The sequence below is a fragment of the Cellulosimicrobium sp. ES-005 genome (assembly GCF_040448685.1).
GTDB lineage: Bacteria > Actinomycetota > Actinomycetes > Actinomycetales > Cellulomonadaceae > Cellulosimicrobium > Cellulosimicrobium cellulans_G.
Window position 1 is genome coordinate 1,150,496 of sequence record NZ_CP159290.1, and the last position, 24,416, is coordinate 1,174,911.

Annotated in this window: 17 protein-coding genes; 8 read left to right on the forward strand and 9 right to left on the reverse strand. The window is 73.5% G+C overall.

Going from position 1 to position 24,416, the window contains the following annotated elements; all coding sequences use genetic code 11:
* The first annotated feature begins 11 nt into the window (after positions 1 to 11).
* Positions 12 to 1,283: a cellulase family glycosylhydrolase gene (locus ABRQ22_RS04965; RefSeq protein WP_353708774.1), complete on the forward strand. Its 1,272-nt coding sequence runs from the start codon at positions 12 to 14 to the stop codon at positions 1,281 to 1,283.
* 106 nt (positions 1,284 to 1,389) lie between these two features.
* Positions 1,390 to 2,736 (forward strand): cellulase family glycosylhydrolase, encoded by a 1,347-nt coding sequence (locus ABRQ22_RS04970; protein WP_353708775.1) that lies wholly within the window; start codon positions 1,390 to 1,392, stop codon positions 2,734 to 2,736.
* A gap of 99 nt (positions 2,737 to 2,835) precedes the next feature.
* On the opposite strand, the gene ABRQ22_RS04975 is transcribed toward ABRQ22_RS04970, so the two are convergent.
* The 3 genes from ABRQ22_RS04975 to ABRQ22_RS04985 form a co-directional block, all read right to left on the reverse strand.
* A complete protein-coding gene (locus ABRQ22_RS04975; protein ID WP_353708776.1) occupies positions 2,836 to 4,401 on the reverse strand; it encodes an aminoglycoside phosphotransferase in 1,566 nt (521 codons plus the stop codon).
* Between the two features lie 81 nt (positions 4,402 to 4,482).
* Positions 4,483 to 6,276: a maltose alpha-D-glucosyltransferase gene (gene treS / locus ABRQ22_RS04980; protein ID WP_253053451.1), complete on the reverse strand. Its 1,794-nt coding sequence runs from the start codon at positions 6,274 to 6,276 to the stop codon at positions 4,483 to 4,485.
* The gene (locus ABRQ22_RS04985) at positions 6,273 to 8,303 is read right to left on the reverse strand and encodes an alpha-1,4-glucan--maltose-1-phosphate maltosyltransferase (RefSeq protein WP_353709500.1); all 2,031 of its coding nucleotides are present in this window, start codon (positions 8,301 to 8,303) and stop codon (positions 6,273 to 6,275) included. The genes treS and ABRQ22_RS04985 overlap by 4 nt, the downstream gene beginning before the upstream one ends.
* A 245-nt stretch (positions 8,304 to 8,548) precedes the next feature.
* On the opposite strand from ABRQ22_RS04985, the gene glgP reads away from it, so the two are divergent.
* Positions 8,549 to 11,146 carry an alpha-glucan family phosphorylase gene (glgP, locus tag ABRQ22_RS04990; protein WP_353708777.1) on the forward strand — a complete coding sequence of 866 codons (2,598 nt, stop codon included), beginning with the start codon at positions 8,549 to 8,551 and terminating at the stop codon, positions 11,144 to 11,146.
* Between the two features lie 54 nt (positions 11,147 to 11,200).
* On the opposite strand, the gene ABRQ22_RS04995 is transcribed toward glgP, so the two are convergent.
* Complete coding sequence (locus ABRQ22_RS04995; RefSeq protein ID WP_353708778.1) at positions 11,201 to 12,253, reverse strand: zinc-binding dehydrogenase; 1,053 nt, start codon at positions 12,251 to 12,253, stop codon at positions 11,201 to 11,203.
* A 114-nt stretch (positions 12,254 to 12,367) separates the two neighbouring features.
* Between ABRQ22_RS04995 and ABRQ22_RS05000 the strand changes: the two genes are divergently transcribed.
* Positions 12,368 to 13,927: an FGGY-family carbohydrate kinase gene (locus ABRQ22_RS05000; protein WP_353708779.1), complete on the forward strand. Its 1,560-nt coding sequence runs from the start codon at positions 12,368 to 12,370 to the stop codon at positions 13,925 to 13,927.
* A gap of 63 nt (positions 13,928 to 13,990) precedes the next feature.
* Here the strand turns inward: ABRQ22_RS05000 and ABRQ22_RS05005 are convergent, their stop codons facing one another.
* From ABRQ22_RS05005 to ABRQ22_RS05015, 3 genes are all read right to left on the reverse strand, one after another.
* Complete coding sequence (locus tag ABRQ22_RS05005; RefSeq protein WP_253053460.1) at positions 13,991 to 15,265, reverse strand: RuBisCO large subunit C-terminal-like domain-containing protein; 1,275 nt, start codon at positions 15,263 to 15,265, stop codon at positions 13,991 to 13,993.
* Complete coding sequence (locus tag ABRQ22_RS05010; protein WP_353708780.1) at positions 15,262 to 16,113, reverse strand: HAD-IIB family hydrolase; 852 nt, start codon at positions 16,111 to 16,113, stop codon at positions 15,262 to 15,264. The genes ABRQ22_RS05005 and ABRQ22_RS05010 overlap by 4 nt, the downstream gene beginning before the upstream one ends.
* A gap of 79 nt (positions 16,114 to 16,192) precedes the next feature.
* Positions 16,193 to 17,125 (reverse strand): hypothetical protein, encoded by a 933-nt coding sequence (locus tag ABRQ22_RS05015; protein WP_253053465.1) that lies wholly within the window; start codon positions 17,123 to 17,125, stop codon positions 16,193 to 16,195.
* A 246-nt stretch (positions 17,126 to 17,371) separates the two neighbouring features.
* Between ABRQ22_RS05015 and glpK the strand changes: the two genes are divergently transcribed.
* Entirely contained in the window at positions 17,372 to 18,877 is a 1,506-nt protein-coding gene (glpK, locus tag ABRQ22_RS05020; protein WP_253053467.1) for a glycerol kinase GlpK, read from the forward strand.
* Positions 18,878 to 18,939: 62 nt separating this feature from the next.
* On the opposite strand, the gene glpD is transcribed toward glpK, so the two are convergent.
* Positions 18,940 to 20,616, reverse strand: a complete 1,677-nt coding sequence (glpD, locus tag ABRQ22_RS05025) for a glycerol-3-phosphate dehydrogenase (protein ID WP_353708781.1) — start codon at positions 20,614 to 20,616, stop codon at positions 18,940 to 18,942.
* A 201-nt stretch (positions 20,617 to 20,817) separates the two neighbouring features.
* Here glpD and ABRQ22_RS05030 point away from each other — a divergent pair, with 201 nt between their 5' ends.
* The 3 genes from ABRQ22_RS05030 to ABRQ22_RS05040 all read left to right on the forward strand — a co-directional run bounded on the left by ABRQ22_RS05030 (position 20,818) and on the right by ABRQ22_RS05040 (position 23,351).
* Positions 20,818 to 21,591, forward strand: coding sequence for a triose-phosphate isomerase family protein (locus tag ABRQ22_RS05030; RefSeq protein WP_353708782.1), 774 nt, complete (start codon positions 20,818 to 20,820; stop codon positions 21,589 to 21,591).
* A gap of 132 nt (positions 21,592 to 21,723) precedes the next feature.
* Positions 21,724 to 22,596 (forward strand): class II fructose-bisphosphate aldolase, encoded by an 873-nt coding sequence (locus tag ABRQ22_RS05035; RefSeq protein ID WP_353708783.1) that lies wholly within the window; start codon positions 21,724 to 21,726, stop codon positions 22,594 to 22,596.
* Positions 22,593 to 23,351 (forward strand): HAD-IA family hydrolase, encoded by a 759-nt coding sequence (locus ABRQ22_RS05040; protein ID WP_353708784.1) that lies wholly within the window; start codon positions 22,593 to 22,595, stop codon positions 23,349 to 23,351. Before ABRQ22_RS05035 ends, ABRQ22_RS05040 begins: the two co-directional genes overlap by 4 nt.
* A gap of 68 nt (positions 23,352 to 23,419) precedes the next feature.
* On the opposite strand, the gene ABRQ22_RS05045 is transcribed toward ABRQ22_RS05040, so the two are convergent.
* On the reverse strand, positions 23,420 to 24,154 hold the full coding sequence (locus ABRQ22_RS05045) for a GntR family transcriptional regulator (RefSeq protein WP_253053475.1): 735 nt from the start codon (positions 24,152 to 24,154) through the stop codon (positions 23,420 to 23,422).
* Between the last annotated feature and the right edge of the window lie 262 nt (positions 24,155 to 24,416).

Here is a 24,416-nt window from a genome sequence, read left to right on the forward strand (position 1 = left end):
GAGGAAGATCGATGAGACGACTGTTCGCCATCGCCCTGGGCGCGTTGCTCGCCCTGCTCGCCGTGCCGGCGCTTGCGCAGGGGGCGAGCGCCGCGAGCGACGGGTTCTCCGTCCAGGACGGGAAGATCTACGACGCGAACGGCAACCGCTTCGTGCCGGTCGGCGTCAACCACGCGCACGCCTGGTACCCGTCGCAGACGCAGTCCTTCGCTGACATCCGCGCCGCCGGCGCGAACACCGCCCGCGTCGTGCTGTCGGGCGGCCGGTACGGGACGAGCTCGGCGGCCGACGTGAGCGCCGTCGTCGAGCGCTGCAAGCAGAACCAGCTCGTGTGCATCCTCGAGAACCACGACACGACGGGCTACGGCGAGGACGGCAGCGCCCGGTCGCTCGCGAGCGCGGCGCAGTACTGGACCAGCGTCGCGTCGGTCCTGCGCGGCCAGGAGCGGTACGTGATGATCAACATCGGGAACGAGCCCTTCGGCAACTCCGGCTTCCAGAGCTGGACGACGGACACGATCGCGGCGATCCGGACCCTGCGCGCGGCGGGCCTCGACCACACGCTCGTCGTGGACGCCCCGAACTGGGGGCAGGACTGGTCGTTCACTATGCGCGACAACGCCCCGACGGTCGCGGCCGCAGACGGGAACGTGGTCTTCTCCGTCCACATGTACGGCGTCTTCGACACGGGGGCGGAGGTGCGCGCGTACCTCGACTCCTTCACGAGCCGAGGGCTGCCGATCATGGTCGGCGAGTTCGGTGATAACCACTCGGACGGGAACCCGGACGAGGCCACGATCATGAGCTACACGCGGTCCCAGGGGATCGGGATGCTCGGCTGGTCGTGGTCCGGCAACGGGAGCGGCGTCGAGTACCTGGACATGGTGAACGGGTTCTCCGCGAGCTCGCTCACGCCGTGGGGGCAGCGGTTCGTCCACGGCGCCGACGGTCTCAAGGCCCGCAACGCGCCCGTGGCGTCGGTGTACGGGGGCGACGGCGGTGGTGGAGACGGCGGAACCGGTACGGCACCCAACGGGTACCCGTACTGCGCGAGCGCGTCGTCGGACCCGGACGGGGACGGGTGGGGCTGGGAGAGCAGCGCGTCGTGCGTGGTGCGCGGCTCCTCCGCGGACACGGGTTCCGGCGGTGGCTCCGGGAGCGGGAGCACGGCAGCGAACGGGTACCCGTACTGCGCGAGCGCGTCGTCGGACCCGGACGGGGACGGGTGGGGCTGGGAGAACAGCGCCTCGTGCGTCGTGCGCGGCTCGTCCGCCGACCGCTGAACCGGTCCGCCGCACCGCGTCACGCGCATGAAGCGGTTCATCTGGGAGTCCATCTGAAAGCGGATGGAGAGCGCGCTCGTGCGCGAGCGCAGAACGAAGGAGTTCGATGAGTAGGAACAGCACACGACAGCTCCGTACCCGGGCGACGTCGGTCCCGGCGTACGTCGCTGCGCTCGCCCTCGCCGGGTCGGGAGCGCTTGCGCTTGCCGCCCCGGCGGGTGCCGACGAGGCGACCGCGGACGGTCTGCACGTCGTCGACGGTCGGCTCGTCGAGGCGGACGGGAGCGACCTCGTCCTCCGCGGGATCAACCACGCGCACACCTGGTACACCCACGAGTTCCAGGCGTTCGAGGACATCAAGGGCACGGGCGCCAACGCGGTGCGCGTCGTCCTGTCCAGCGGCGACCAATGGACCCGCAACGACCCGGCGGACGTCGCGCGCGTCGTCCGCGAGTGCGACGCGAACCGGCTCGTGTGCGCCCTGGAGGTGCACGACACGACGGGCTACGGGGACGAGTACGCGCCCGCCGCGGTGTCGCTCGACCGCGCTGTCGACTACTGGGAGGACCTGTACCCGACGCTCGCCGGAACGGAGGACAGGGTCCTCGTCAACATCGGCAACGAGCCGATCGGCAACGGTCCGGTCGCCGACGAGTGGGCGGCGCGGACGTCGGCCGCGGTCCAGCGCCTGCGGGACATCGGGTACGAGCACACGATCGTCGTCGACGCCCCGAACTGGGGCCAGGACTGGTCGCGGACGATGTACTCCCAGGCGCGGCAGGTGTTCGACGCCGACCCCGACGCGAACGTCGTGTTCTCCGTCCACATGTACGAGGTGTACGGCGACGGCGCGGTGGTCACGGACTACCTGGAGCACTTCGTCGACGCCGGACTGCCGCTGATCGTCGGCGAGTTCGGCCCGGCGCACTACGGCAACGACGTCGACGAGGACACCATCCTCGCCGAGTCGCGGCGCCTCGGCCTCGGCTGGTTCGGGTGGTCCTGGAGCGGCAACAGCGGTGGCGTGGAGGACCTGGACCTCGTCCAGGGCTTCGACCCGGCCGCTCCGTCCCCCTGGGGCGAGCGCCTGATCTCCGGCCCGGACGGCATCGCCGAGACGTCGCACGAGGCATCGGTCTTCGCGAGCCGCGCGGACGGATGCTCGGCCGAGCTGGAGATCCAGTACCGGTGGCCGGGTGGCTACCAGGGTCAGGTGCGGGTGGAGTTCGACGGCGAGCCCGTCTCGACGTGGTCCACCTCGTGGCGCGTGCCCGCGGGCAGCGAGCTCGTGCAGACCTGGCACGGTGCGCTCTCCGTGGACGACGGGATCGCGACGGTCACCGCCGAGTCGTGGAACGCGCGCGTGCCGGCCGGCGGGACCATCACCTACGGTTTCTCGGGCCGAGGCGACGCTCCGGTGCTGGCACCGGTCGTCGACTGCTCGGCAGGCTAGGAGACCGGCTCGGTGAGGTGGAGGCGCGGTCTCGGCCGCGCCTCCACCTTGCCGTACCCGCCGTCGACCTCACGGGGCGGTGCCGTCCTCCTGGACGGGTCAGGCGTTCCCCGCGAGCAGGCGGTCCACCGCGGCGAGGGGGATGGGTTCCCAGTCGGGGCGGTTGCGCGACTCGTAGACGACCTCGTAGAGCGCCTTGTCGAGCGTGAGCGCCCGGACGAGCGCCTCGGACGTCGCGCGGTCGACGCCGGCGGTGTCGGCCCGGTCGTACGCGTCGAGGAACGCGGTGCGCGCCTGGACGGCCCACGCGGCGTCGGGCGCGCGTCCGACGGCGGCGGCGTAGTCGAACGAGCGCACGATCCCGGCGACGTCGCGCAGCGCGAGGTCGGGGCGCGTGCGCTCGGCGACCGGGCGCAGGGGCTCGCCCTCGAAGTCGAGGACCTTCCAGCCGAAGCGGCGCGCGTGCAGCACCTGGCCGAGGTGCAGGTCGCCGTGGACGGTCTGCAGCCGGGGGAGCGCGTCGGGGACGCGCGTCACGTTCGCGAGGCGCGCGGACGTGCGGTCCCAAAAGGCGGTGACCTCGGCAGCGCGCCGCCCCAGCGCGCGCGACGACGCGACGGCCTCGTCCGCGCGCCGCCGCAGGTCGGCGACGAGCCAGCGCGCGTCGACCGGCGACCCGACGCCGAACGCCCGCCGGAGCGCGGCGTGGAGGTCGGCGAGCACGCGCCCCAGGTCGGCCGCCAGGTCGGCGAACGACGCGCCCTGCCCGGCGTAGGAGCACGCGAGGTCGAACCCGTCGCGCGCGCCCTCGACGAACTCGCTGAGGATGGCCAGGTGCGCGGAGCGGGGAGCCTCCTGGCCCGGAGCGGTGCCCGACGGCGGTGCCCCGCCCCCTGCGGTCGGCTCGCCCGGTCGGTGGTCCACGCCCGGGTCGACGGCGGCCGGGTCGTCCTCCGCGTCCCACGTCACCTCGAGCCATGCGAGCGGCCGGGGAACCCCGGCCCAGCCCTGGGCCGCCAGCGCGCGGGGGATGGTGACGTCGGGGTTGGGGCCGATCGCGATGGCGCGCAGGACTTTGAGCATGCTCCCGCCGGCCACCTGCGGCAGCAGCACCGAGCTGTTCGACTGCTCGACGCTCAGCGCGCGTCCACCGGTGAGGTCGGTGTCGGCGTCGGGGCCTCCGCCGCGGGAACTCGCCCCGTCCGGTGCCGTGCCCGGGTCCTCCCACTGCGCCACGGCCAGGAGGGCCGCCCAGCACGCGGGGTGCGCGGCGCCGTCGTGCACGACCCACGCGGCGTCGTCGGTGCCGCCCGGGGCGAGCGTCCCGATCGGCGCCGCCCCGCCCGGCGCCGCGCTGCTCTGGCTCTCGACGCCAGGCGTCGCGGCGGTCGGCCGAGACACCGGCTCGAGCACGAGGGGCACCTGGACGACGAGGTCCACGCCGTCCCCGACGAGACGCAGCAGGTGGAGCTCGACCCGCACGGCCCTCCCGGTGTCGGGTCGGCCGGGCGTCGCGGCGCGCGGCGGGGCGTCGAGCGCGAAGGACAGCCAGGGCACGTGGCGCACGGCGACCCCCTTCACGGGGTACCAGCGGCGCGCCGGCAGCCAGGCGTCCAGGAGCCCCATGAGCTCCGTCGAGGGCGGGTCCGTCCGCCGTACCGTCACGCGTGCCTCCTCCGGTCAGGTCGCCTTCATGCCATCACGCGCGCGACGAGCCCGCCGCACGAGGACCGGGAGGAGCCGTGCTCACGCAGGGTCGTGCACCACGAGCCAGTAGAAGTCGCGCGACCCCCACGTCATGACGACGCGCCCGTCGTCGTCGACGGCCGGGAAGTGCGCGCCGCCGAACACGTCGGTGAGCGTCGCCCCGGGGTGGTCGGGCAGGTGCACCGCGGCCGAGCGGGCGGTCGCGGAGAGGTTCGCGACGCACAGGATCGTCTCGGCGTCGGTCCGGCGCAGGAACGCGAGGATCGACTCGTTGTCGCACTCGAGCGCGACGAAGTCGCCCGTGCCGAACGCCTTGTGGCGGCGCCGGACCTTGAGCATGCCGTGCACCCAGTGCAGCAGGGACGTCGACTGCTCGAGCTGCGCCTCGACGTTGACGTAGCCGTAGTGGTGCACGAGCGACTGCACGAGCGGCAGGTACACCTTGCCGGGGTCGGCGGTCGAGAACCCGGCGTTGCGGTCGGGCGTCCACTGCATGGGGGTGCGCACCGCGTCGCGGTCCGGCAGCCAGATGTTGTCTCCCATCCCGATCTCGTCGCCGTAGTAGAGGCACGGGCTGCCCGGCAGGGAGAGCAGGAGCGCGTGGGCGAGCTCGACCTCCTTGCGCGAGTTGTCGAGCAGGGGAGCGAGCCGACGGCGGATGCCGACGTTCGCGCGCATGCGCGGGTCGGGCGCGTACCACCCGTACATCGACGCGCGCTCCTCGGTGGACACCATCTCCAGGGTGAGCTCGTCGTGGTTGCGCAGGAACGTGCTCCACTGCGCGCCGGGCGGGATGTCGGGCGTGTCGGCGAGGATCTCCAGGACCTGGTTCGCGCGCTGGTCGCGGATCGCGTAGTAGATGCGGGGCATCACGGGGAAGTGGAAGCACATGTGGCACTCGGGCTCGTCCTCGGTGCCGAAGTAGTCCACGACCTCGCGCGGCCACTGGTTCGCCTCGGCGAGCAGGATGCGTCCCGGGAACTCGGCGTCGACCATGCGCCGCACGCGCCGCAGGAACTCGTGCGTCTGGGGCAGGTTCTCGCAGTTGGTGCCCTCGGCCTCGTAGAGGTACGGCACGGCGTCGAGGCGGAACCCGTCGACGCCCATCTGCAGCCAGAACCGCGCGACGTCGAGCATCGCGTCGGCGACGCGCGGGTTCTCGAAGTTGAGGTCGGGCTGGTGGGAGAAGAACCGGTGCCAGAAGAACTGGCGGCGCACGGGGTCGAACGTCCAGTTGGACGTCTCGGTGTCGACGAAGATGATGCGCGCGTCCTGGTAGCGCGTGTCGTCGTCGCTCCACACGTAGAAGTCGCCGTACGGGCCCTCGGGGTCGGCGCGCGACGCCTGGAACCAGGGGTGCTGGTCGCTCGTGTGGTTCATGACGAGGTCGATGACGACGCGCATCCCGCGCGCGTGCGCCTCGCTGACGAGCTCGGCGAAGTCCGACGTCGAGCCGTACTGCGGCGCGATCGCGGTGTAGTCGGAGACGTCGTAGCCGCCGTCGCGCAGGGGCGACGGGTAGAACGGCGGCAGCCACAGCGCGTCGATGCCGAGCCACTGGAGGTAGTCGAGGCGGTCGATGAGGCCCCGCAGGTCGCCCGTCCCGCTGCCGTCGGAGTCGGAGAACGCGCGGACGATCACCTCGTAGAACACCGCCGTGCGGTACCAGTCCGGGTCGTCGGACAGCCCGGGGCGCGCGTCGACGGGCGCCGTCGGCTGGCGCCGGGGCGGGAGCGCCGCGACGGGGACCGGCGCGGTGATGGGCGGCACGGGGGCGGGGCCGGCAGCGGGACCGCGCACGGGGACCGGTGCAGCGTCGCGAGGGAACGTCATGCAAGCCTCACGTGCACGACGTGCGCGACCTGGCGCATCGGCTCGAGCCGCACGTAGACGTCCTGGCCCCAGCCGTAGCTCTCGCCGGACAGCTCGTCGTGCGCGACGAAGGACGGCGCCCACGGGTCCTGGCCGTCCGCGAGGGGAGGCAGCCCGAGGGCCGCGAGGTCGAGGTGCACGTTCGACTCCTGCGGGGAGTGGGGGTCGAGGTTCACGACGACGACGACCGTGTCGGCCTCGCCGGTCGGCGAGTGCTCGGCGGGCAGGTGCCGGGAGAACGCGAGCACCTGGTCGTTCGTCGTCGGGTGGACGGTGAGGTTGCGGAGCTGGCGCAGCGCGGGGTGGTCGCGCCGGACCTCGTTGAGCCGCGTGAGCAGCGTCGAGATCCCGATCTCCTCCGCGAGCGCCCAGTCGCGCGGCTTGTACTCGTACTTCTCGTTGTCGATCTGCTCCTCGACGCCCGGCCGCGGCACGTTCTCCACGAGCTCGTACCCGGAGTAGATCCCCCACGTGGGCGACCCGGTCGCGGCGAGCACCGCGCGTACCGCGAACCCGGCCACCCCGCCGTGCTGGAGGTAGGGCGGGAGGATGTCGTGCGTCGTCGGCCAGAAGCTGGGCCGCATGTACGCGCCGGCCTCGCCCGACACCTCGGCGAGGTACTCGGCGAGCTCGTCGCGGGTGTTGCGCCACGTGAAGTACGTGTACGACTGGTGGAACCCGATCCGCGCGAGCGTGTGCATCATCGCGGGCTTGGTGAACGCCTCGGAGAGGAACACGACCTCGGGGTTCGTCGCGCGCACCTCGGCCAGGAGCCACTCCCAGAAGTCGAGCGGCTTGGTGTGCGGGTTGTCGACGCGGAACGCGGTGACGCCGCGGTCGATCCACACGCGGACCACGCGCAGCACCTCGGCGTAGATGCCCGCGGGGTCGTTGTCGAAGTTCAGGGGATAGATGTCCTGGTACTTCTTGGGCGGGTTCTCGGCGTACGCGATCGAGCCGTCGACGCGGGTCGTGAACCACTCGGGGTGCTCGGTCACCCACGGGTGGTCGGGCGAGCACTGCAGCGCGAGGTCGATCGCGACCTCGAGCCCGTTGCGCCGCGCCTCCTTGACGAACGCGCGGAACGTGCGGTCGCTGCCGAGCTCGGGGTGGATCGCGTCGTGGCCGCCGTCCTTCGAGCCGATCGCGTACGGGCTGCCCGGGTCGCCCGGGAGTGCCGTGAGGGAGTTGTTGCGGCCCTTGCGGTGGGTCGTGCCGATGGGGTGGACGGGCGTGAGGTAGACGACGTCGAACCCCATCGCGGCGATCGCCGGCAGGCGCCGGGCCGCCGCGGTGAACGTGCCGGAGCGCCAGCGGCCGTCCTTCATCCGGCGCGCACCCTCGGAGCGCGGGAACATCTCGTACCACGCACCCGCGAGCGCCAGCGGTCGTTCGACGCGCAGGTCGTAGGTGGCCGACGCCGTCACGTGGTCGCGCAGGGGCGCGCGGTCCAGGACGTCGCGCACCTCGGGCGACGTCGCCGCGGCGAGGCGGGCCTCGGCGGGGCGGCTCGCGTCGGCGAGGGCGGCGGCCGCGTCGGCGAGCGTGCGCGCGTCCTGCGGCGACCGGGTGCCCGGGGTGCCGTCGGCGCCCGGGAGGGGGACCGCGTCGGCCAGGACGCGCTCGAAGAGCCGGACCCCCTCGGCGAGCATGAGGTCGACGTCGACGCCCGCGGCGATCTTCACGGTCGCGTCGTGCGCCCACGTGCCGTAGGGGTCGCTCCACGCCTCGACCCGCAACGACCAGTCGCCGATCGCGTCGGGGTGCAGCGTGGCGCGGAACCGGTCGAGGCCGGGCGCCACGTCCACCATGCGCGCGGTGCGCTCGGCGCCGTCGGGGGCGACGAGGACGGCGGTCGCGGCGACGGCGTCGTGCCCCTCGCGGAACACGGTCGCCTCGACCGGCACCATCTCGCCGACGACGGCCTTCGCGGGCCACCGCCCGCCCTCGACGACGGGCGAGACGTCCAGCACGGGGATGCGGCCGATCGGGGCGGGCGGGGCAGGACGGGGGGCGGTCGCGGGGGTGCGGTGCGGCGCGGGGGCCGGAGAGGTCGACGTCACACGCACAACGTATCGAGGCCCGCGGGGGGCAGGCACCTGGGAGCGGGCTCGGCAGGCGTCGACGAGGTGCGGTGTCGGGCGTGGCGCCGGGGTGAAAGTTCACGCAAGCGTGACGTGCGTGTGACACCGCGAGGGTGTGCACCGGCCTCGGCCTGCGTAGTCTCGTCCCCGTGAGAGCGATCCGACGGTTCACCGTCCGCACCCTGCTGCCCGCCGAGCTGCGCGACCTGGACGAGCTGGCCCACAACCTGCGCTGGTCCTGGCACGCCCCGACGCGCGACCTGTTCGCCGGTATCGACCCCGAGGCGTGGGCGTCCGTGCACGGCGACCCCGTCGCGCTGCTGGGCGCGCTCGGCCCGGAACGGCTCGCGGAGCTCGCCGCGGACGGCGCGTTCGTCGAGCGCGTGCGCGCGGCGGCGGCCGACCTGCGCCACTACCTCGACGACGCGCTGTGGTACCAGCAGCGGGCCGCCTCCGACGAGGACGGCTCGCTCCCGGCCGCGATCGCCTACTTCTCGCCCGAGTTCGGCATCACGTCGGTGCTGCCGCAGTACTCCGGCGGCCTCGGCATCCTCGCGGGCGACCACCTCAAGAGCGCGAGCGACCTCGGCGTGCCGATCGTCGGCGTCGGGCTCCTGTACGGCGCCGGATACTTCAAGCAGTCCCTCACGCGCGACGGCTGGCAGGTCGAGACCTACCCGCTGCTCGACCCGGACGGCCTGCCGCTGACCCTCCTGCGCGACGACGACGGCACGCCCGCGCGGGTGTCGCTCGCCCTCCCGGGCGGTCGGACGCTGCACGCGCACGTGTGGGTCGCTGCCGTGGGCCGCGTGCCCTTGCTGCTCCTCGACTCCAACGTGCCCGGCAACGACGAGGCCGCGCGCAAGGTCACCGACCGCCTCTACGGGGGCGGCGGCGAGCACCGCCTCCAGCAGGAGCTGCTGCTCGGCGTGGGCGGCGTGCGCGCGCTGCGCCTGTGGTCGCGCCTCACCGGTGCGCCGGCCCCGGAGGTCTACCACACCAACGAGGGGCACGCCGGGTTCCTCGGCGTCGAGCGCATCCGCGAGCTCGTCGAGCAGGGCCTCACGTTCGACGAGGCCCTGGAGGCCGTGCGCGCCGCGACGGTCTTCACGACGCACACGCCCGTTCCGGCCGGCATCGACCGGTTCGGGCGCGACCTCGTCACGCAGTACTTCGGCGGCGACATGGCCGTCGACGGGCTGCCCGTGGAGCGCGTCCTCGCGCTCGGCGCGGAGGACTACGACGGCGGCGACCCGACCGTGTTCAACATGGCCGTCATGGGCCTGCGCCTCGGCGGGCGGGCGAACGGCGTCTCCCTCCTGCACGGCGAGGTGTCGCGCGGCATGTTCGAGGGCCTGTGGCCGGGCTTCGACGCCCGCGAGGTCCCGATCACCTCGGTGACGAACGGCGTGCACTCGCCCACGTGGGTGGACCCGGCGTTCGCGGCCCTCGAGGCCGACCGGCTCGGGCTCGACGAGCTCACGGCCGACGCCGCGTCGTCGGGCTGGCTGCGCGGCGACGGGGACGGCGGCGTGAGCGACGGCGAGCTGTGGGCGGTCCGCCGCGAGATGCGCGGCCGCCTCGTCGACGAGGCCCGCCGCCGCGTGCGCAAGTCGTGGCGCGAGCGCGGTGCGACCCCCGCCGAGCTGGGCTGGGTCGACGACGTCCTGTCGCCCGACGTGCTCACCATCGGCTTCGCGCGGCGCGTGCCCACGTACAAGCGGCTCACGCTCATGCTCCGCGACCCCGACCGGCTCAAGGCGCTGCTGCTGCACCCCGAGCGCCCCGTGCAGCTCGTCGTCGCGGGCAAGTCGCACCCCGCCGACGACCAGGGCAAGCGGCTCATCCAGCAGCTCGTGCGCTTCACCGACGACCCCGAGGTGCGCCACCGCATCGTCTTCCTGCCCAACTACGACATCGCCATGGCGCAGTCCCTCTACCCGGGCTGCGACGTCTGGCTCAACAACCCGCTGCGCCCGCTCGAGGCATCCGGGACGTCGGGCATGAAGTCGGCGCTCAACGGCGGCCTCAACCTGTCCATCCTCGACGGGTGGTGGGACGAGTGGTTCGACGGCGAGAACGGCTGGGCCATCCCCACCGCCGACGGCGTCGAGGACCCCGACCGCCGGGACGACCTCGAGGCCGCAGCCCTGTACGACCTCGTCGAGCAGCAGGTCGCGCCGCGCTTCTACGACCGCGACACGTCCGGCGTGCCCGGCCGGTGGCTCGAGATGGTGCGGCACACGCTCGCGACGCTCGGGCCGAAGGTCCAGGCGACGCGCATGGTCGGCGAGTACGTGACGCGGCTCTACGCGCCCGCTGCGGCGGCGGGGCGAGCGCTCGCGGCCGACGGCCTCGCCCCCGCGCGCGAGCTCGCGCACTGGAAGGAGTCCGTGCGGTCCGGGTGGTCGCGCGTGCGCGTCGACCACGTCGACTCGTCCGGCATCGGCGAGGTGCCGCAGGTCGGGGACCGGCTCACCGTGCGCGCGTACGTGTCGCTCGGCGACCTGCGCCCCGAGGACGTGCAGGTGCAGGTCGTGCACGGCCGCGTCAGCGAGGCCGACGTCATCGAGGAGTTCACGGCCGAGCCGCTCGCGCTCGCCGAGACGTACGAGGCCGGCCGCTACGCGTTCGCCGGCGACGTCGTGCTCGACGCGTCCGGCCCGTTCGGCTACACGGTCCGCGTCGTCCCGACGCACACCGGCCTCCCCAGCGTCGCCGAGCTCGGCCTCGTCGCCAACGCCTGACCCGCACCGGCGGGGGAGAGCCCGCGCGCGCTGCCCCGGCGCGCGCGGGCTCCGTCATGCTGCGGGGGCGTCGAGGTCGGCGGCCACCTGCACGACGACCTTCTCTCCGCGCGTCATGCGCTCGACGGCCTCCTCCCAGCGGTCGAGCGGGACGACGGCGCCGATGACGGGGCCGAGCCGCACGTGGCCGGACCCGAGGAGCCGGATCGCGGTGCGGAACGACGACGGCCGCTTGCCGCGCGAGCCGACGACCTCGAGCTCGCGGTTGACGACGAGGTCGAGGTCCGTCGACGGGTGCTCGTGGTAGAAGGCGACGAGCACGGCCCGCCCGCCCTTGCGCAGGTGCGTGAGACCGTCGGCGAGGACGGCGGTCGAGCCCGAGCACTCGAACAGCGAGTGGGCGCCGTACCCGTCGGTGAGGCGGCCGACGACCTCGCCGACGTCCTCGGCGTCGGCGTCCACGACGTGCTGCACGCCGAGGGCGCGGGCGGTCGCGAGGCGCACGGCGTGCCGCGAGCGCCCGACGAGCACGACGGTCGCGCCGCACGCGACGGCGACCTGGGCGACGAGGAGCCCCACGGCGCCGGGCCCGGTGACGACGACCACCTCGCCGGCGAGCGCCGGGCTGCGCTCGACGACGGCGTGCACGGCGACGGCGAGCGGCTCGACGAGCGCGCCCTCCAGGAGCGTGACGTCGTCGGGCAGGCGGTGCACGGCGCGCCCGGGGACGGCGAGCTGGTCGGCGAGGCCGCCGTCGGTGGTGGTGCCGATGCCGGTGCGGTGGGGGCAGCGGTTGTACTGCTCGGTGCGGCAGTAGGCGCACCGCAGGCACAGCGAGGCGTCGGTCTCGACGCACACGCGGTCCCCGGGCCGCAGGTCGGGGCGCTCGGCCGCCGGGCCGACCCACCGCACGACGCCGGCGATCTCGTGGCCGAGGACGCGGCGGCCGTCGAAGCCCTGGCCGGACTCGACGGCGGAGCGGTCGGTGCCGCAGATCGCGCACGCCGCGACGTCGACGAGCACCTGGTCGTCGCGGGGGACCGGGGCGGGGACGTCGAGCAGCGCGACGTTGCCGGGACCGGGCGAGTGCTTCACGAGGGCGCGCACAAGGCCTCCTTGCCTCTCCTTGCATGTATAGACAGGAGTATGCCAGACCGTGTATGTCTAGGGCAGTACGCGCGCAGCACGCGCGCCTCACCTCGACGAAGAGGAGCACGACGCATGAGCAGGTACCTCGTCGGCATCGACGCCGGCACGTCGGTCGTCAAGGCGGCCGTCTTCGACCTCGACGGGACGGAGCTGACCCGCGCCGGGCGCAGCGTCCCGGTCACCAACCCGGCCCCGCACCTGGCCGAGGAGGACATGGAGCAGGTCTGGACCGCCGCGCACGAGGCGATCCAGGAGGCGGTCGCCGCGTCGGGCGTCGCCCCGGAGGAGATCCTCGCGGTCGGTGCCACGGGCCAGGGCGACGGCAGCTGGCTCGTCGGGCCCGACGGCAGGCCGGTCGGCCCCGCCTACCTGTGGACCGACGGCCGCGCGGGCGAGCTCATCGACGGGTGGTACGCCGACGGCACGGTGAGCCGGCAGTTCCCCGTCTCGGGCACCGGGCCGTACGCGGGGACCACGAGCGCCCTCCTGCGCTGGCGCCTGGAGAACGAGCCGGAGTCGCTGCGCGAGGGGGTCACCGCGCTGTGGTGCAAGGACTGGGTCGAGTACCGCCTCACGGGCGAGCTCTCGGGCGACCCGTCGGACGCGAGCCTCGCGGGCATCGACGTGCGCTCGCGCACGTGGTCGGACGAGGTCCTCGACGCGTGGGGTCTCGGAGCGGCGCGCCACGTGCTGCCGCGCCTCCTCGCGCCGACCGACGTGTGCGGCACCGTGACCCCCGAGGCCGCCGCGCTCACAGGCCTGCGGGCCGGGACGCCCGTCGTCAAGGGACAGGTCGACATCGCCGCGTCGTCCCTCGGCGTGGGCGTCATCGCCCCGGGGGACTGCATGGCGGTCATCGGCACCGCGGGGATCGTCACCGTCGCGACCGACGACCTCTCGGCCGGCTTCGCACCGGCCGACGTCGGGTGGGTCATCCCGCACGGCCCGGACACGTGGGTCCGCGCGATGGGCATGAACTCGTGCACGCCGAACGTCGACTGGTTCCTTCGCGAGCTCGGCCACGGGTTCCACGAGGACGCGCGCGCCCGCGCGGTGTCGCTCTTCGAGCACCTCGACGCGACCGTCGCGAGCGTCCCGCCGGGCGCGGGCGGCGTCGTCTTCCACGGGTACACCGCGCCCGGCGGCGAGCGCGCGCCCTTCGTCAAGCCCAGCGCGCGCGGGTCGTTCAGCGGGCTCACCGCCGGGCACTCGCGCGACCACATGCTGCGCGCGGTGTACGAGGGCGTCGCCTACGGGATCCGCGACTGCCTAGACTCCATCCCCACCGAGGTGGGCACGGTGCGCCTCGCGGGCGGCGGCGCGTCGAGCCCCGTGTGGAGCCAGGTGTTCGCCGACGTCCTCGGCCGCCGCGTCGTCGTCCCGGCGGGCAGCGAGTTCGGCGCGAAGGGCGCCGCGCTCGTCGCCGGGGTCGGCGTGGGGGCGTGGTCGACGCTCGACGAGGCCGTCGCGGAGACGGTCGACGTGGAGCGCTCGTACGAGCCGTCGGCGCACGCGACGCGCGTGTACGACGAGTACTTCGGCGTCTACCGCCAGATCCGCGAGCACGTCGCCGCCACGTGGGACCTCCTGCACGCAGCGGGCCGGCGCACCGAGGCGATGCTCGCCGCCTGACCCGCACGCGAGAGAGGGGCGGGTGGTGACGACCACCCGCCCCTCTCGTCGTGCGTCGACGCGTCAGTCCAGCACGCCGAAGCGCTCCAGCGCCGCGGCGAGCTCGGGGTGCTCGCGCGCCGCGTCGCGCACGTCGCGGCCGGCGACCGCGGCGTCGATCGCCTGGCGCATGGCGCGCACGCCCGCGGCGGGCCCCTGCGGGTGCCCCTGGACCGCGCCTCCCGCGCCGAGGACCACGTCGGTGCCCGCGTCCCGCACGTACCGCGCGACCACGCCGGGGTGCACCCCGCCGCCGATCACGGGCAGCGCGGGGGCGACGTGCGGGCGCGGCAGCGCGAGCTGCTGCAGCGTGCGCAGGTACGGCAGGCGGCGGACCGGGTACCCCCCGTACGGGGTCGTCGTGAGCACGAGGTCGGCCCCCGCGAGACGCGGGAGCATGCCGGCCGCGATCGGGGCGCTCATCCCGGACGCGGGCCCCTCGAAGTACGGGCCGGTGCCGGCGAAGTGGCCGAGCAGGGGGACGTCCACCGCGTCGCGCAGCGCCTGCAGGCCGCCGTACCCGACGGTCGCGTAGGTGATCATGAGCGCGCGGGCCCCCGCGTCGACCGCCCGGCGCGCGGTGTCGAGCATGCGGTCCGGCCGGTCGGTGACGTTCGGGACGTAGACCACGTCCTTGCCCGTCTCCTCGAGCACCTCGCGCGCGGCGCGACCGAACTCGCGCACGCGCTCGACGACGGGCGAGAACGACGTGTCGCCGAGCAGCTCGTCGTCCTTCACGAGGTCCACGCCCCCGAGCGCGGTCTCCTTGAAGATCCGCGCGCCCTCCTGCGGGCTCAGCCCGGTGCACGGCTTGATCATGTTGAGCACGAGCGGCCGGTCCGTGACCCCGACGAGCTCGCGCACGCCGGCGACCCCGAACCGGGGACCGCCGAGATCGCGCGCGTAGGCGTCCGGGAGCTCGAGGTCGACGAGCTTCGCCTGCACGGACGTCGACGCGTCGTTGCCGAGCAGCGTCGTGAGCAGCATCGGGAGCTGCGGCCCCACGTTGACCGTCGGGACGGCGATCTGGACGAGGAAGTCGTGCACCTCGTCGTCGTCGCCCCCGACCTCGACGGGCGGTGCCTCGAGGACGCGCACGACGCGTCCCTCGTGCCGCGCGCGCAGCTCGGGCGTCAGGCCCGGCACCTCGACCCAGGTGCCGGTCGTCTGCCCGACGGCGAACGTCGTGGCCTTGGCCATGACGTCCGTGCCTGCGGGCAGGCGCAGGTGGTACGTCGCGAGCACGTAGTCGTCGCCGCGGACGTCCTCGGGGAGGCGGAAGAGGGAAGCGGTCGTCATGCGAGGTCTCCGGTCCGGGGGGCGCCGAGGCCCAGGTGGTCGAGGGCGTGCTCGAGGAAGGCGGCCAGCCCGTCCTCGGCGTGGTTGCCGATGCTCGCGAGCGTGACGGCCTTGACCTCGGGGCGCGCGTTGCCCATCGCGAACCCGTAGCCGATGCGGGACAGCCACGGTACGTCGTTGCCGCCGTCGCCGAACCCGAGCGTGCGGTCCGCGGTCACGCCGAGGCGGTCCAGCACGAAGGACAGGCCCTCCCACTTCGCGCCCCGCTCGGGCGAGAGCTCGAAGAACTCGTCCATCGCGCGGGCGATCCGGGGGACGCGCGAGACCGTGGGGGCGACCTCGTCCAGACGGTCCCCGCGGCCGACGACCATGATCTTGACGATCGCCCGCGGGTCGGTGTCCCGGAGGTCGGCGACGCGCACGTCCTGCTCGTTGAGCGCCATGAGGAGGTCGCGACCGAAGCCCGGCTCGGAGATGAAGATGTCGCGCGACGTCCACCACGTGCAGGTGAGGCCGAGCTCGTCCGCGAGCTCGGCCATCGTCCGGATCTCCTCCGGGGCCAGGGTCTCGACGCGCAGGTCCTCGTCCGTGCGCGGGTCGACCACGACGGCCCCGTTGCAGCAGACCACGGGCAGGTCGAGTCCGATCGAGCCCGCGAGATCGAGGGTGTTGGCCCGTGACCTCCCGGTGACGAGCAGGACGGGGACGCCGGCGTCGCGGACGCGGGCGACCGCGGCCGCGGTGCGCGGCGAGACGGCGTGGTCGGCGCCGGCGAGCGTCCCGTCGACGTCGAGGGCGAGGGCGCCGACGTCGGCGAGCGAGGGGAGGGTGACGGTCGAGGACGACATGCTTCTCCTGAGGTCGGGTGTCATGACGCGCGGGCGGGCCCGGTGGTGGCACCACCGGACCCGCCCGCGCCGGGTGCGCTCAGACGAGGGCGCTGCCCAGGCCGAGGACGAGCAGGCTCGTGGGCCAGATCGTCGCGGCCGGGGGGTCGATGTGGGTGTCGCCGTGGATGTGCAGGAGGCGCGCGAACAGCTCCGCGCCCCACGCGGCGACGACCGCGAACGCGGCGCCGACGAGCACGGCCGCGAACGTGCTGCCCACGACGGGAAGGAACGTGGCGGCGGCGAGACCGCCGACGACCGTGATGTGGTGCGTCACGGGGACCGGCATCCCGACCGCGAGGAACGCGAGCGAGAACGCGGAGACGCCGAAGGCGAACACGTGGGCGCTGCCCTGGAGGTCGGGGAAGCTCTCGGCGAGGAGCACGGTCGTGCCGGCCGCGAACAGGCCGGCGAACGCGCCGAGCACCGTGTTGTCGCGGAAGCGCTGCTGGCCCGGGATCCACTGGTTCTCGGGCGTGGGCGCGAAGCGCTTCCAGCCCTGCGGCGTGCGCGGCACCGCCCCGAGCAGGCCGGTGCGGCCGAACACGAGCCGGGCGGCGACGCCCGAGAGGAACACCGTGACGGCCACGGTGTCCGTGTGGCTCCCGAACCACGGCGTCGCGGCGACCGCGACCTGCACCACGTAGCCCAGCGCGCCGAACAGCGCGCCGACGAGCAGCACGTCGGGGCGTCGGATGCTCGCGAGAGGTGTGACGATGTCCTTGCCGTCGAAGCCGCCGCGCCGTGCCGCGTAGCCCGCGGCGGCGACACCGCCGGCGAACGCGACGTGCGGGCCGAAGAACGGCCCGAACGCGACGGTGTCGAGCATGCCCGAGCCACCACCCGCGGCGAGGGCCACGACGCCGAGCACCACGGCCAGGCCGGTGAAGACGAATGCGAGGAGCGCGCCGAGGGCCGCGCCCACGAACCCTCCGCCGAGCGAGAGCAGGAGGGAGAAGAGATCGATGTCCATGAGTACCTTTCGCGAAGCGCACGTCGTTGTCTGGAGCCGGCACCGTCGCCGGCCACCCCGCGGTCGTGTCGATAGTACGACCACATACAGGTTCGGACAACTAGTTGACTAGACGTGTACTGGCTACTAGCGTGCGGACGTCGGGCACGTATCTCCGGCCCCCGGGGCACCGACGCCTCGGAGCCAGGCCGGACGGGGACGACCCCCGCGTCAGCACTCGGAACTGTCAACAATGAGGTGTGGCACATGACGAAGTACATCCTCGGAATCGACGAGGGAACCACGAGCGCCCGGACGTTCGTGATCGACGAGGAGGGAACGGTCCTCGGACTCGGCCAGGCCGAGCTCACGCAGCACTACCCCCGGTCCGGCTGGATCGAGCACGACCCGCAGGAGATCGTCACGACCCAGTACGAGACGATGCGCGCCGCGATGCGCCAGGCGGGCATCCAGCCCGCTGACCTCAGCGCGATCGGCCTGACCAACCAGCGGCAGACGGCCCTCGTCTGGGAGAAGGACACCGGGCGGCCCATCTACAACGCGATCGTGTGGGCCTCGCGCCACTCGGTCGACATCGTCGAGCAGTGGGTCGCGGAGGGGCACGGCGAGACCATCCGCAGCAAGACCGGCCGCACGCCGGACGCCTTCTACTCCGCGTCGAAGATCCGCTGGATCCTCGACGCGGTCCCCGGGGCGCAGGAGCGTGCCGAGAAGGGCGAGCTGCTCGCGGGCACGATCGACACGTGGCTCGTCTGGAACCTCACGGGCCGGGAGGCGTTCGTCACGGACTACTCCAACGGCGCCGAGACCATGATGATGAACCTCGAGACGCTCGACTGGGACGACGAGCTGCTCTCGATATACGGCATCCCGCGCGTCATGCTGCCGCGCATCGTCCCGTCCGACACCGTCGTCGGCGACGCGGCGCCGTCGTTCGGGGCCCCGGTCCCGATCGCCGCGAACATGGGCGACCAGCAGGCCGGGCTCTTCGGCCAGGCCGCGTTCAAGCCCGGCCAGGCGAAGATGACGTACGGCACCGCGGGCGTCCTCAACATCAACGCCGGCAGCTCGACGGCGTACGTGCCCGGTCTCACGACGACCGCGGCGTGGGGCGTGGGCGGCGACATCGCGTACGAGATCGAGGGCGTCGTGTACGCCATGGGCAAGACCATGCAGTGGCTGCGCGACGACATGAAGCTCATCCACGCCGCGCCGGACAGCGAGTGGTATGCGGGTCAGGTCGCGAGCACGGAGGGCGTCTACCTCGTCCCGGCGTTCACCGGCCTCGGGGCGCCCGACTGGGACTCCTACGCGCGCGCCGCGATCGTCGGCATCTCCAACGCGACGAATCGCCTGCACATCATCCGCGCGGGCGTGGAGTCGATGGTCTACCAGACGCGCGACCTCGTGCAGGCCGCGCTCGACCAGTCCGACATCACCATCCCGGAGATCCGCGTCGACGGCGGGGCGGTGAAGAACAACCTGCTGTGCCAGATGACCGCGGACATCACGGGCATCCCGGTGATCCGGCCGCGCGTGCAGGAGGCGACGATCTACGGGGCCATGCTCATGGCCGGCATCGCGACGGGCGTCTACGGCTCGCTCGACGAGGTGTCGAGCCGCTGGCAGCAGGACCGCGTGTTCGAGCCGGCGATGAGCCGTGACCAGGCGGACACGCTGTACGCCGGGTGGCGCGAGGCGCGCGAGCTGACTAAGGGCTGGGCGCGCAAGGTGCCGGGCGCCGCGGCCTGACGCGACGCACCGGTCACGACGACGGGGCGGCACCCGGTGGGTGCCGCCCCGTCGTGCTGCGCTCACGCGGCGTGCGCCGCGGAGGCCGGGGTCTCGTCGGCGTCGTCGTCGGCCGCGGTGCCGCCGAGCAGACGTCGGACGTAGGTGCGGTGGGCCGCGACCTCCGCGTCCCGACGCTCGGCGTCCCACCCGAGCATGTCGCCGAGCACGTCGGCGACGCCCTCGGCGACGTCCAGGCCGAGCCCGGGCTCGATGCCGACCATCGTGCGGCGCTGCAGGACGTCCGTCAGCGTCGTCGCGTGCTCGCGCTCGACGACGTGCGCGAGCTCTGCGAGCGTCACCGCGCCCCGGCCCTCGCCCAGGACCTGCGCGAGCCGCGGGTCGCGCCGTGCGCTCTCGCCGATCTCGCGGGCCACGGCGCCGTAGACGCGGACGAGGCGCTCGGCGACCTCGGCCGGGAACGGCAGGTCCGCGAGCACGCGCCCGCGCTCGTCCTCCCACGACCCCGTGCTCGGGGCGCCGGGGAGCGGGGTGTCGGCCGCGGTGGAGGCGAGGACGTCGAGGCTGAGGAGGCGGGCGACCTTGTCGACGACCTCGCGACCGAGGCTCAGGTGCGGGGTGAGCTTGCCGCCGACGACGGACACGAGCCGCGGCACCTCGACGTGGGTCTCGACGAGGTGGCTGCGCGGGATCGCGCCGGGCTTCGCGCCGGGGCGGTGGGGGAGCGGCCGGACGCCGGAGTAGGTGAGGAGCACGTCGTCGACCGTCAGCCCGGCGGACGGCACGAGGGCGTTCGTCTCCGCCAGCAGGTAGTCGACCTCCTCCCGGGTCCCGCGCGCGGCACCGGGGTCGCCGTCGTAGCGGTCGTCGGTCGTCCCGATGAGGTAGCGGCCGTTCCACGGGATGACGAGGATCGCCCGGTTGTCGCTGCGCGCCTCGAAGTAGATCGCCGCGTCCGGGGCCCCGGGGAAGGGGTCGACGACGAGGTGCGTGCCCTTCGTCCCGCCGATCTGCCGGGGCAGGGGCAGGCCGTGGGCGAGGTGGTCGACCCAGGGGCCCGCGGCGTTGACGACGCACCGGCCCCGCACGACGAGCTCCTCGCCGCTCTCGGCGTCGTGCACACGGACGCCGCGGGCCGCGCCGTCCTCGACGAGGATCTCGGTGACCTCGGCGTGGTTGAGCACGTCGGCGCCGTGCCGGCACGCGTCGAGGACGGTCTCGAGCACGAGCCGCTCGGGGTAGACCACCTGACCGTCGTAGTACCGCACCGCGCCGTCGAGCCCGTCGAGCCCGAGGCCCGGGAGCTCGAGATGGGTCGCGTCGCGCGTCATGGCGCGGTGGCGCGGCACCGACTTGCGCAGCGACAGGCCGTCGTAGAGCACCATGCCGACGCGGAGCATCCACCCCGGGACGTGGTTGTGCCGGTAGAGCGGCACCACGAAGGGGAGCGGGGTGACGAGGTGCGGTGCGACGTGCCACAGGTGCTCGCGGTCGTGCAGCGACTCGTGGACGAGGCGGAGCTCGCCGTGCTCGAGGTAGCGCAGGCCGCCGTGGATCAGGCGGCTGTTCCACGACGACGTCTCGCCGCCGTAGTCGCCGCGCTCGACGAGCGCGACGTCGAGCCCGCGGAGCGCGGCGTCGCGCGCGATCGCGGCGCCGTTGATCCCGGCGCCGACGATCACCATGTCGTAGGTCTTGCTGTCGAGCCGTGGTGCGTCGGCTCGCGGTGTACCACCCATTCGTGTGCCGTCCTCCTCACGCGGCGGTGCGTCTCGACGCCTCGGCGGCTGCGCTCCTGTGCGCGCCGGGCCGGGTGCAGGTCGTCGTCCGCGCGACCACCAACTTGTGTGTACATGGTTGCACACGTATGGCGGTTGCGGCCACAATGTCCGGACGGACACGGACAGCGTCGTCGGGCCGGCGGCGCGGAGAGGGGAACCATGCTTCCCAGGACGCTCGTCGGGTGCAGCACCAAGGGCTATCTCGGGCTCGCGGAGACGCGGTCCTGGGCCGAGCGCGTCGCGAGCGGGCTCGCGGCGCGCGGGGGCGGTGACGGGGTCTACGCGTGCGTCCCCCACCCGCTCGTCACGGTGCTCTCCGAAGGGTTCGCCGGGACCGGCGCCGACGTGGGGGTGCAGGACGTCTCCCCGCACCCCAGGGGCCCCTACACCGGCGAGGTGAGCGCGGAGCTGCTCGCCGAGCTCGGCGTGCGGTACGTCATGGTCGGACACCCGGAGCGCGTGCGGCACGTCGGCGAGACGCCCGAGCTCTTCGGTCGCAAGGTCCGGGCCGCCGTCGGGCACGGCCTCGTCCCGATCCTCGTCGTGGGCGAGCCGGAGCGGAGCGCGGAGCCCGAGCCGGTCCTGCGCGCCCAGCTGGACGCGGCGTTCGGCGGCCTGCCCGACGACGCGGAGGTCGTCGTCGCGTACGAGCCCACGTGGGCCATCGGCGCGGCCGAGCCGGCGCCGGCGGACCACGTGCTGCGGACGGTGGGCGTGCTCCGCACGCTCGTCGACGAGCGAGTCGCGCGCTCGCGCGTGCTCTACGGCGGGTCGGCCGGGCCGGGGACGTTCGCCGCGATCGCGCGAGCCGGCGCCGGCGGGGACCCGCGCGACGTGCCGGACGGCGTGTTCCTCGGTCGCGGAGGCCTGGACCCGGACGCGTTCCTCGCGACGGTGGCCGAGGTCCGGGCCGCCGTGGGTGCGGTCGTCTAGGGAATACTTGTATAGAGGAGTCTGGACAAGTACGATCTAGCTATCGGGTGCGTGGCCGGTGAGCGGCCGCGCACGGACGACCGACGGTCGGGCCAACGGAGGCCCCGTCGTCGCACCACGAGGAGGACATCCATGCCCATCGCCCCGACCCTGGCCCTCGTCGACGAGGCGCAGCGTCGCGGATATGCCGTACCCGCGGTCAACATCGCGGACGACCTCTCCGCGCGAGCCGTCATCGCGGCCGCCGACGGCGCGCGGTCGCCCGTGATCCTGCAGACGTCCGTCAAGACGGTGAGGAGCATCGGCGCCCGGCACCTGTCGCGCCTCGTGCACTCCGCGGCCGAGGAGGCGACCGTCCCGGTCGCCCTGCACCTCGACCACTGCCCCGACCGGGCCGTCATCACCGAGGTGCTCGCCGAAGGGTGGTCGTCCGTCCTCTTCGACGCGTCCGACCGACCCCTCGACGTCGCGTGGCGCGAGACCGCCGAGGTCGTGCGCGAGGCGCACGCCGCGGGGGCCGCCGTCGAGTCGGAGATCGAGAACATCGTGGGGGTCGAGGACGGCGTCGGGTCCGACGAGGCCCTGCACTCCTACAGCGTCGAACAGCTCGTCGAGGTCGCGCGCGACACCGGCACGGACCTGCTCGCTCCCGCCCTCGGCACCGCGCACGGCCTCTACACGGCCGATCCCGTGCTGCGGGTCGACCGCGTGGAGAGCCTGCGCGCGCTGAGCGACCTGCCCGTCGTGCTGCACGGCGGCACGGGTCTGCGCGACGAGGACTTCCGGGCGTTCATCGCGGCCGGCGTGTCCAAGATCAACATCTCCACCGCCCTGAAGCTCGCCTACATGCGGACCGCAAAGCAGCACCTCGACGAGTGCGAGCGCACCGGCCGGTGGGAGCCCGTGAAGATGTTCGACGCCGTGCTGGTCGCCGTCCGCGACGAGATCGCGACGCACATCGAGGTCTTCGGGTCGTCCCGGGACGCGGCGGGGGCGGCCGCATGACGCGCGCACTGGTCCTGGACTGCGACGGCGTCCTCGCGGACACCGAGCGCGACGGCCACCTCGTCGCGTTCAACCGGGCGTTCGCGGAGCTCGGGCACACGATCGAGTGGTCGGCGACGGAGTACGCCGCGCTCCTGCGCGTCGGCGGCGGCAAGGAGCGCCTCAAGGCGTACCTGGCCGAGCACCCCGAGGTCGACCTCGCGCGCGGCGGCGACCTCGACGAGGCCGTGCGAGCGGCGCACCTGCGCAAGAGCGAGATCTACGTCGAGCTCGTCGAGCAGGGCGCGCTGCCGGGGCGCCCCGGCGTGCGCCGACTCGTGCACGAGGCGCTCGACGCCGGGTGGCAGGTCGCCGTGGCGTCGACGTCCGCGCAGCGCAGCGTCGAGGCCGTCCTGCGGTCCGTCGTCGGCGAGGAGGACTACGCGCGCGTCGCCGGGGTGTTCGCCGGGGACGTCGTGCCTGCCAAGAAGCCCGCCCCGGACATCTACCTGCTCGCGATCGACCGGCTCGGCCGGTCGCCCGAGGAGGTCGTCGTGGTCGAGGACTCCGCCGCGGGCGCGACGGCCGCGAGCCGCGCCGGGCTGCGGCACCTCGTGACCGTGAGCACGTTCACGACCGAGGACGAGTTCCCGGACGCCTCGCTCGTGGTCGACCACCTCGGCGAGCCGGACCTGCCGGCGACGGTGCTGGCCGGTCCGGACGTGCTGAGCGACAAGCTCGTCGACGTGGCCGCGCTGGAGGCGCTCCTGCGCTGACGACGCACCCGACGCGGCGGGGCCCGGGGACCGTCGGTCTCCGGGCCCCGCCGCGTCGGGTGCGCCGGTCAGAGGTCGTAGTGGAACTCGAGGCGGATCTTGTCGCCCCGGAAGAGGATGCGCGAGTGCTCGAAGGGCGTGCCCGTCGCGGTGGAGATCTGCTGCGTGAGCAGCAGGAGCGGCGCGGTGCGGCCGACGCCCAGGACGCGCGCGTCGGCGGCCGAGGGGGTCGTCGTCTCGAGCGTCTCGACGACGTGGTCCATGCGCAGGCCGTACGCGTCCTCGAGGATCGCGCACAGCTGACGCTCGGCGGGGTCGTGGCGGTCGAGGTCCTCGGCGAGCGCCTGCGGGATGTAGGACGTGTGGAGGCTGATCGGCTCGTCCTCGACGAGGCGCAGGCGGCGCACGGTGTAGGCATGGGCTCCCGACGGCAGCCCGAGCGTGCGCGCGACGTTGCTCGGCGGCGTGCCGAGCTCCATGCCGAGCAGCTGGGTAGAGGTGGCGTACCCCATCTGCTCGAGCTGCTCGCGGATGCCCTTGTACGCGGGGGAGCGCGTGCTGATCTTGCGCGGGGCCACGAACGTGCCCTTGCCCTGGACGCGGAAGATGAGTCCTTCGTTCGCGAGCTGCGCGAGGACCTGGCGCGCCGTCATGCGGCTGATCCCGTAGGTCTGGTTGAGCTCGTTCTCGGACGGGATCTTGTGGTTCACCGCCCACTCGCCGCCCTCGATCTTCTCGCGCAGGATGTTCGCGAGTTGGATGTACAGCGGTGTCGAACCGTCGCGGTCGAGTGTCTGGGGCATCGTGTTCCGTCGGGGTCGAGGTCCGAAAGGTCGCGTCCGTCGTCAGGCGCGCCGTAGACGATCCACGCTAGCGGAACCGGACATGTCATGCCAGGTCCCCCGTATTCACGTCCAGGCTGGACTATACATGTATGTAGCTGTATGGTCGGGCGCAGCGACATGCTCCGAGCCGGCGGTGACGCCCGCGACGAGCGACCTCGACGAGGAGACGGCGTGGGCACCGGTGCCCACGGGTCGCCTCGTCCGGGCCGTTCGTGCCGGC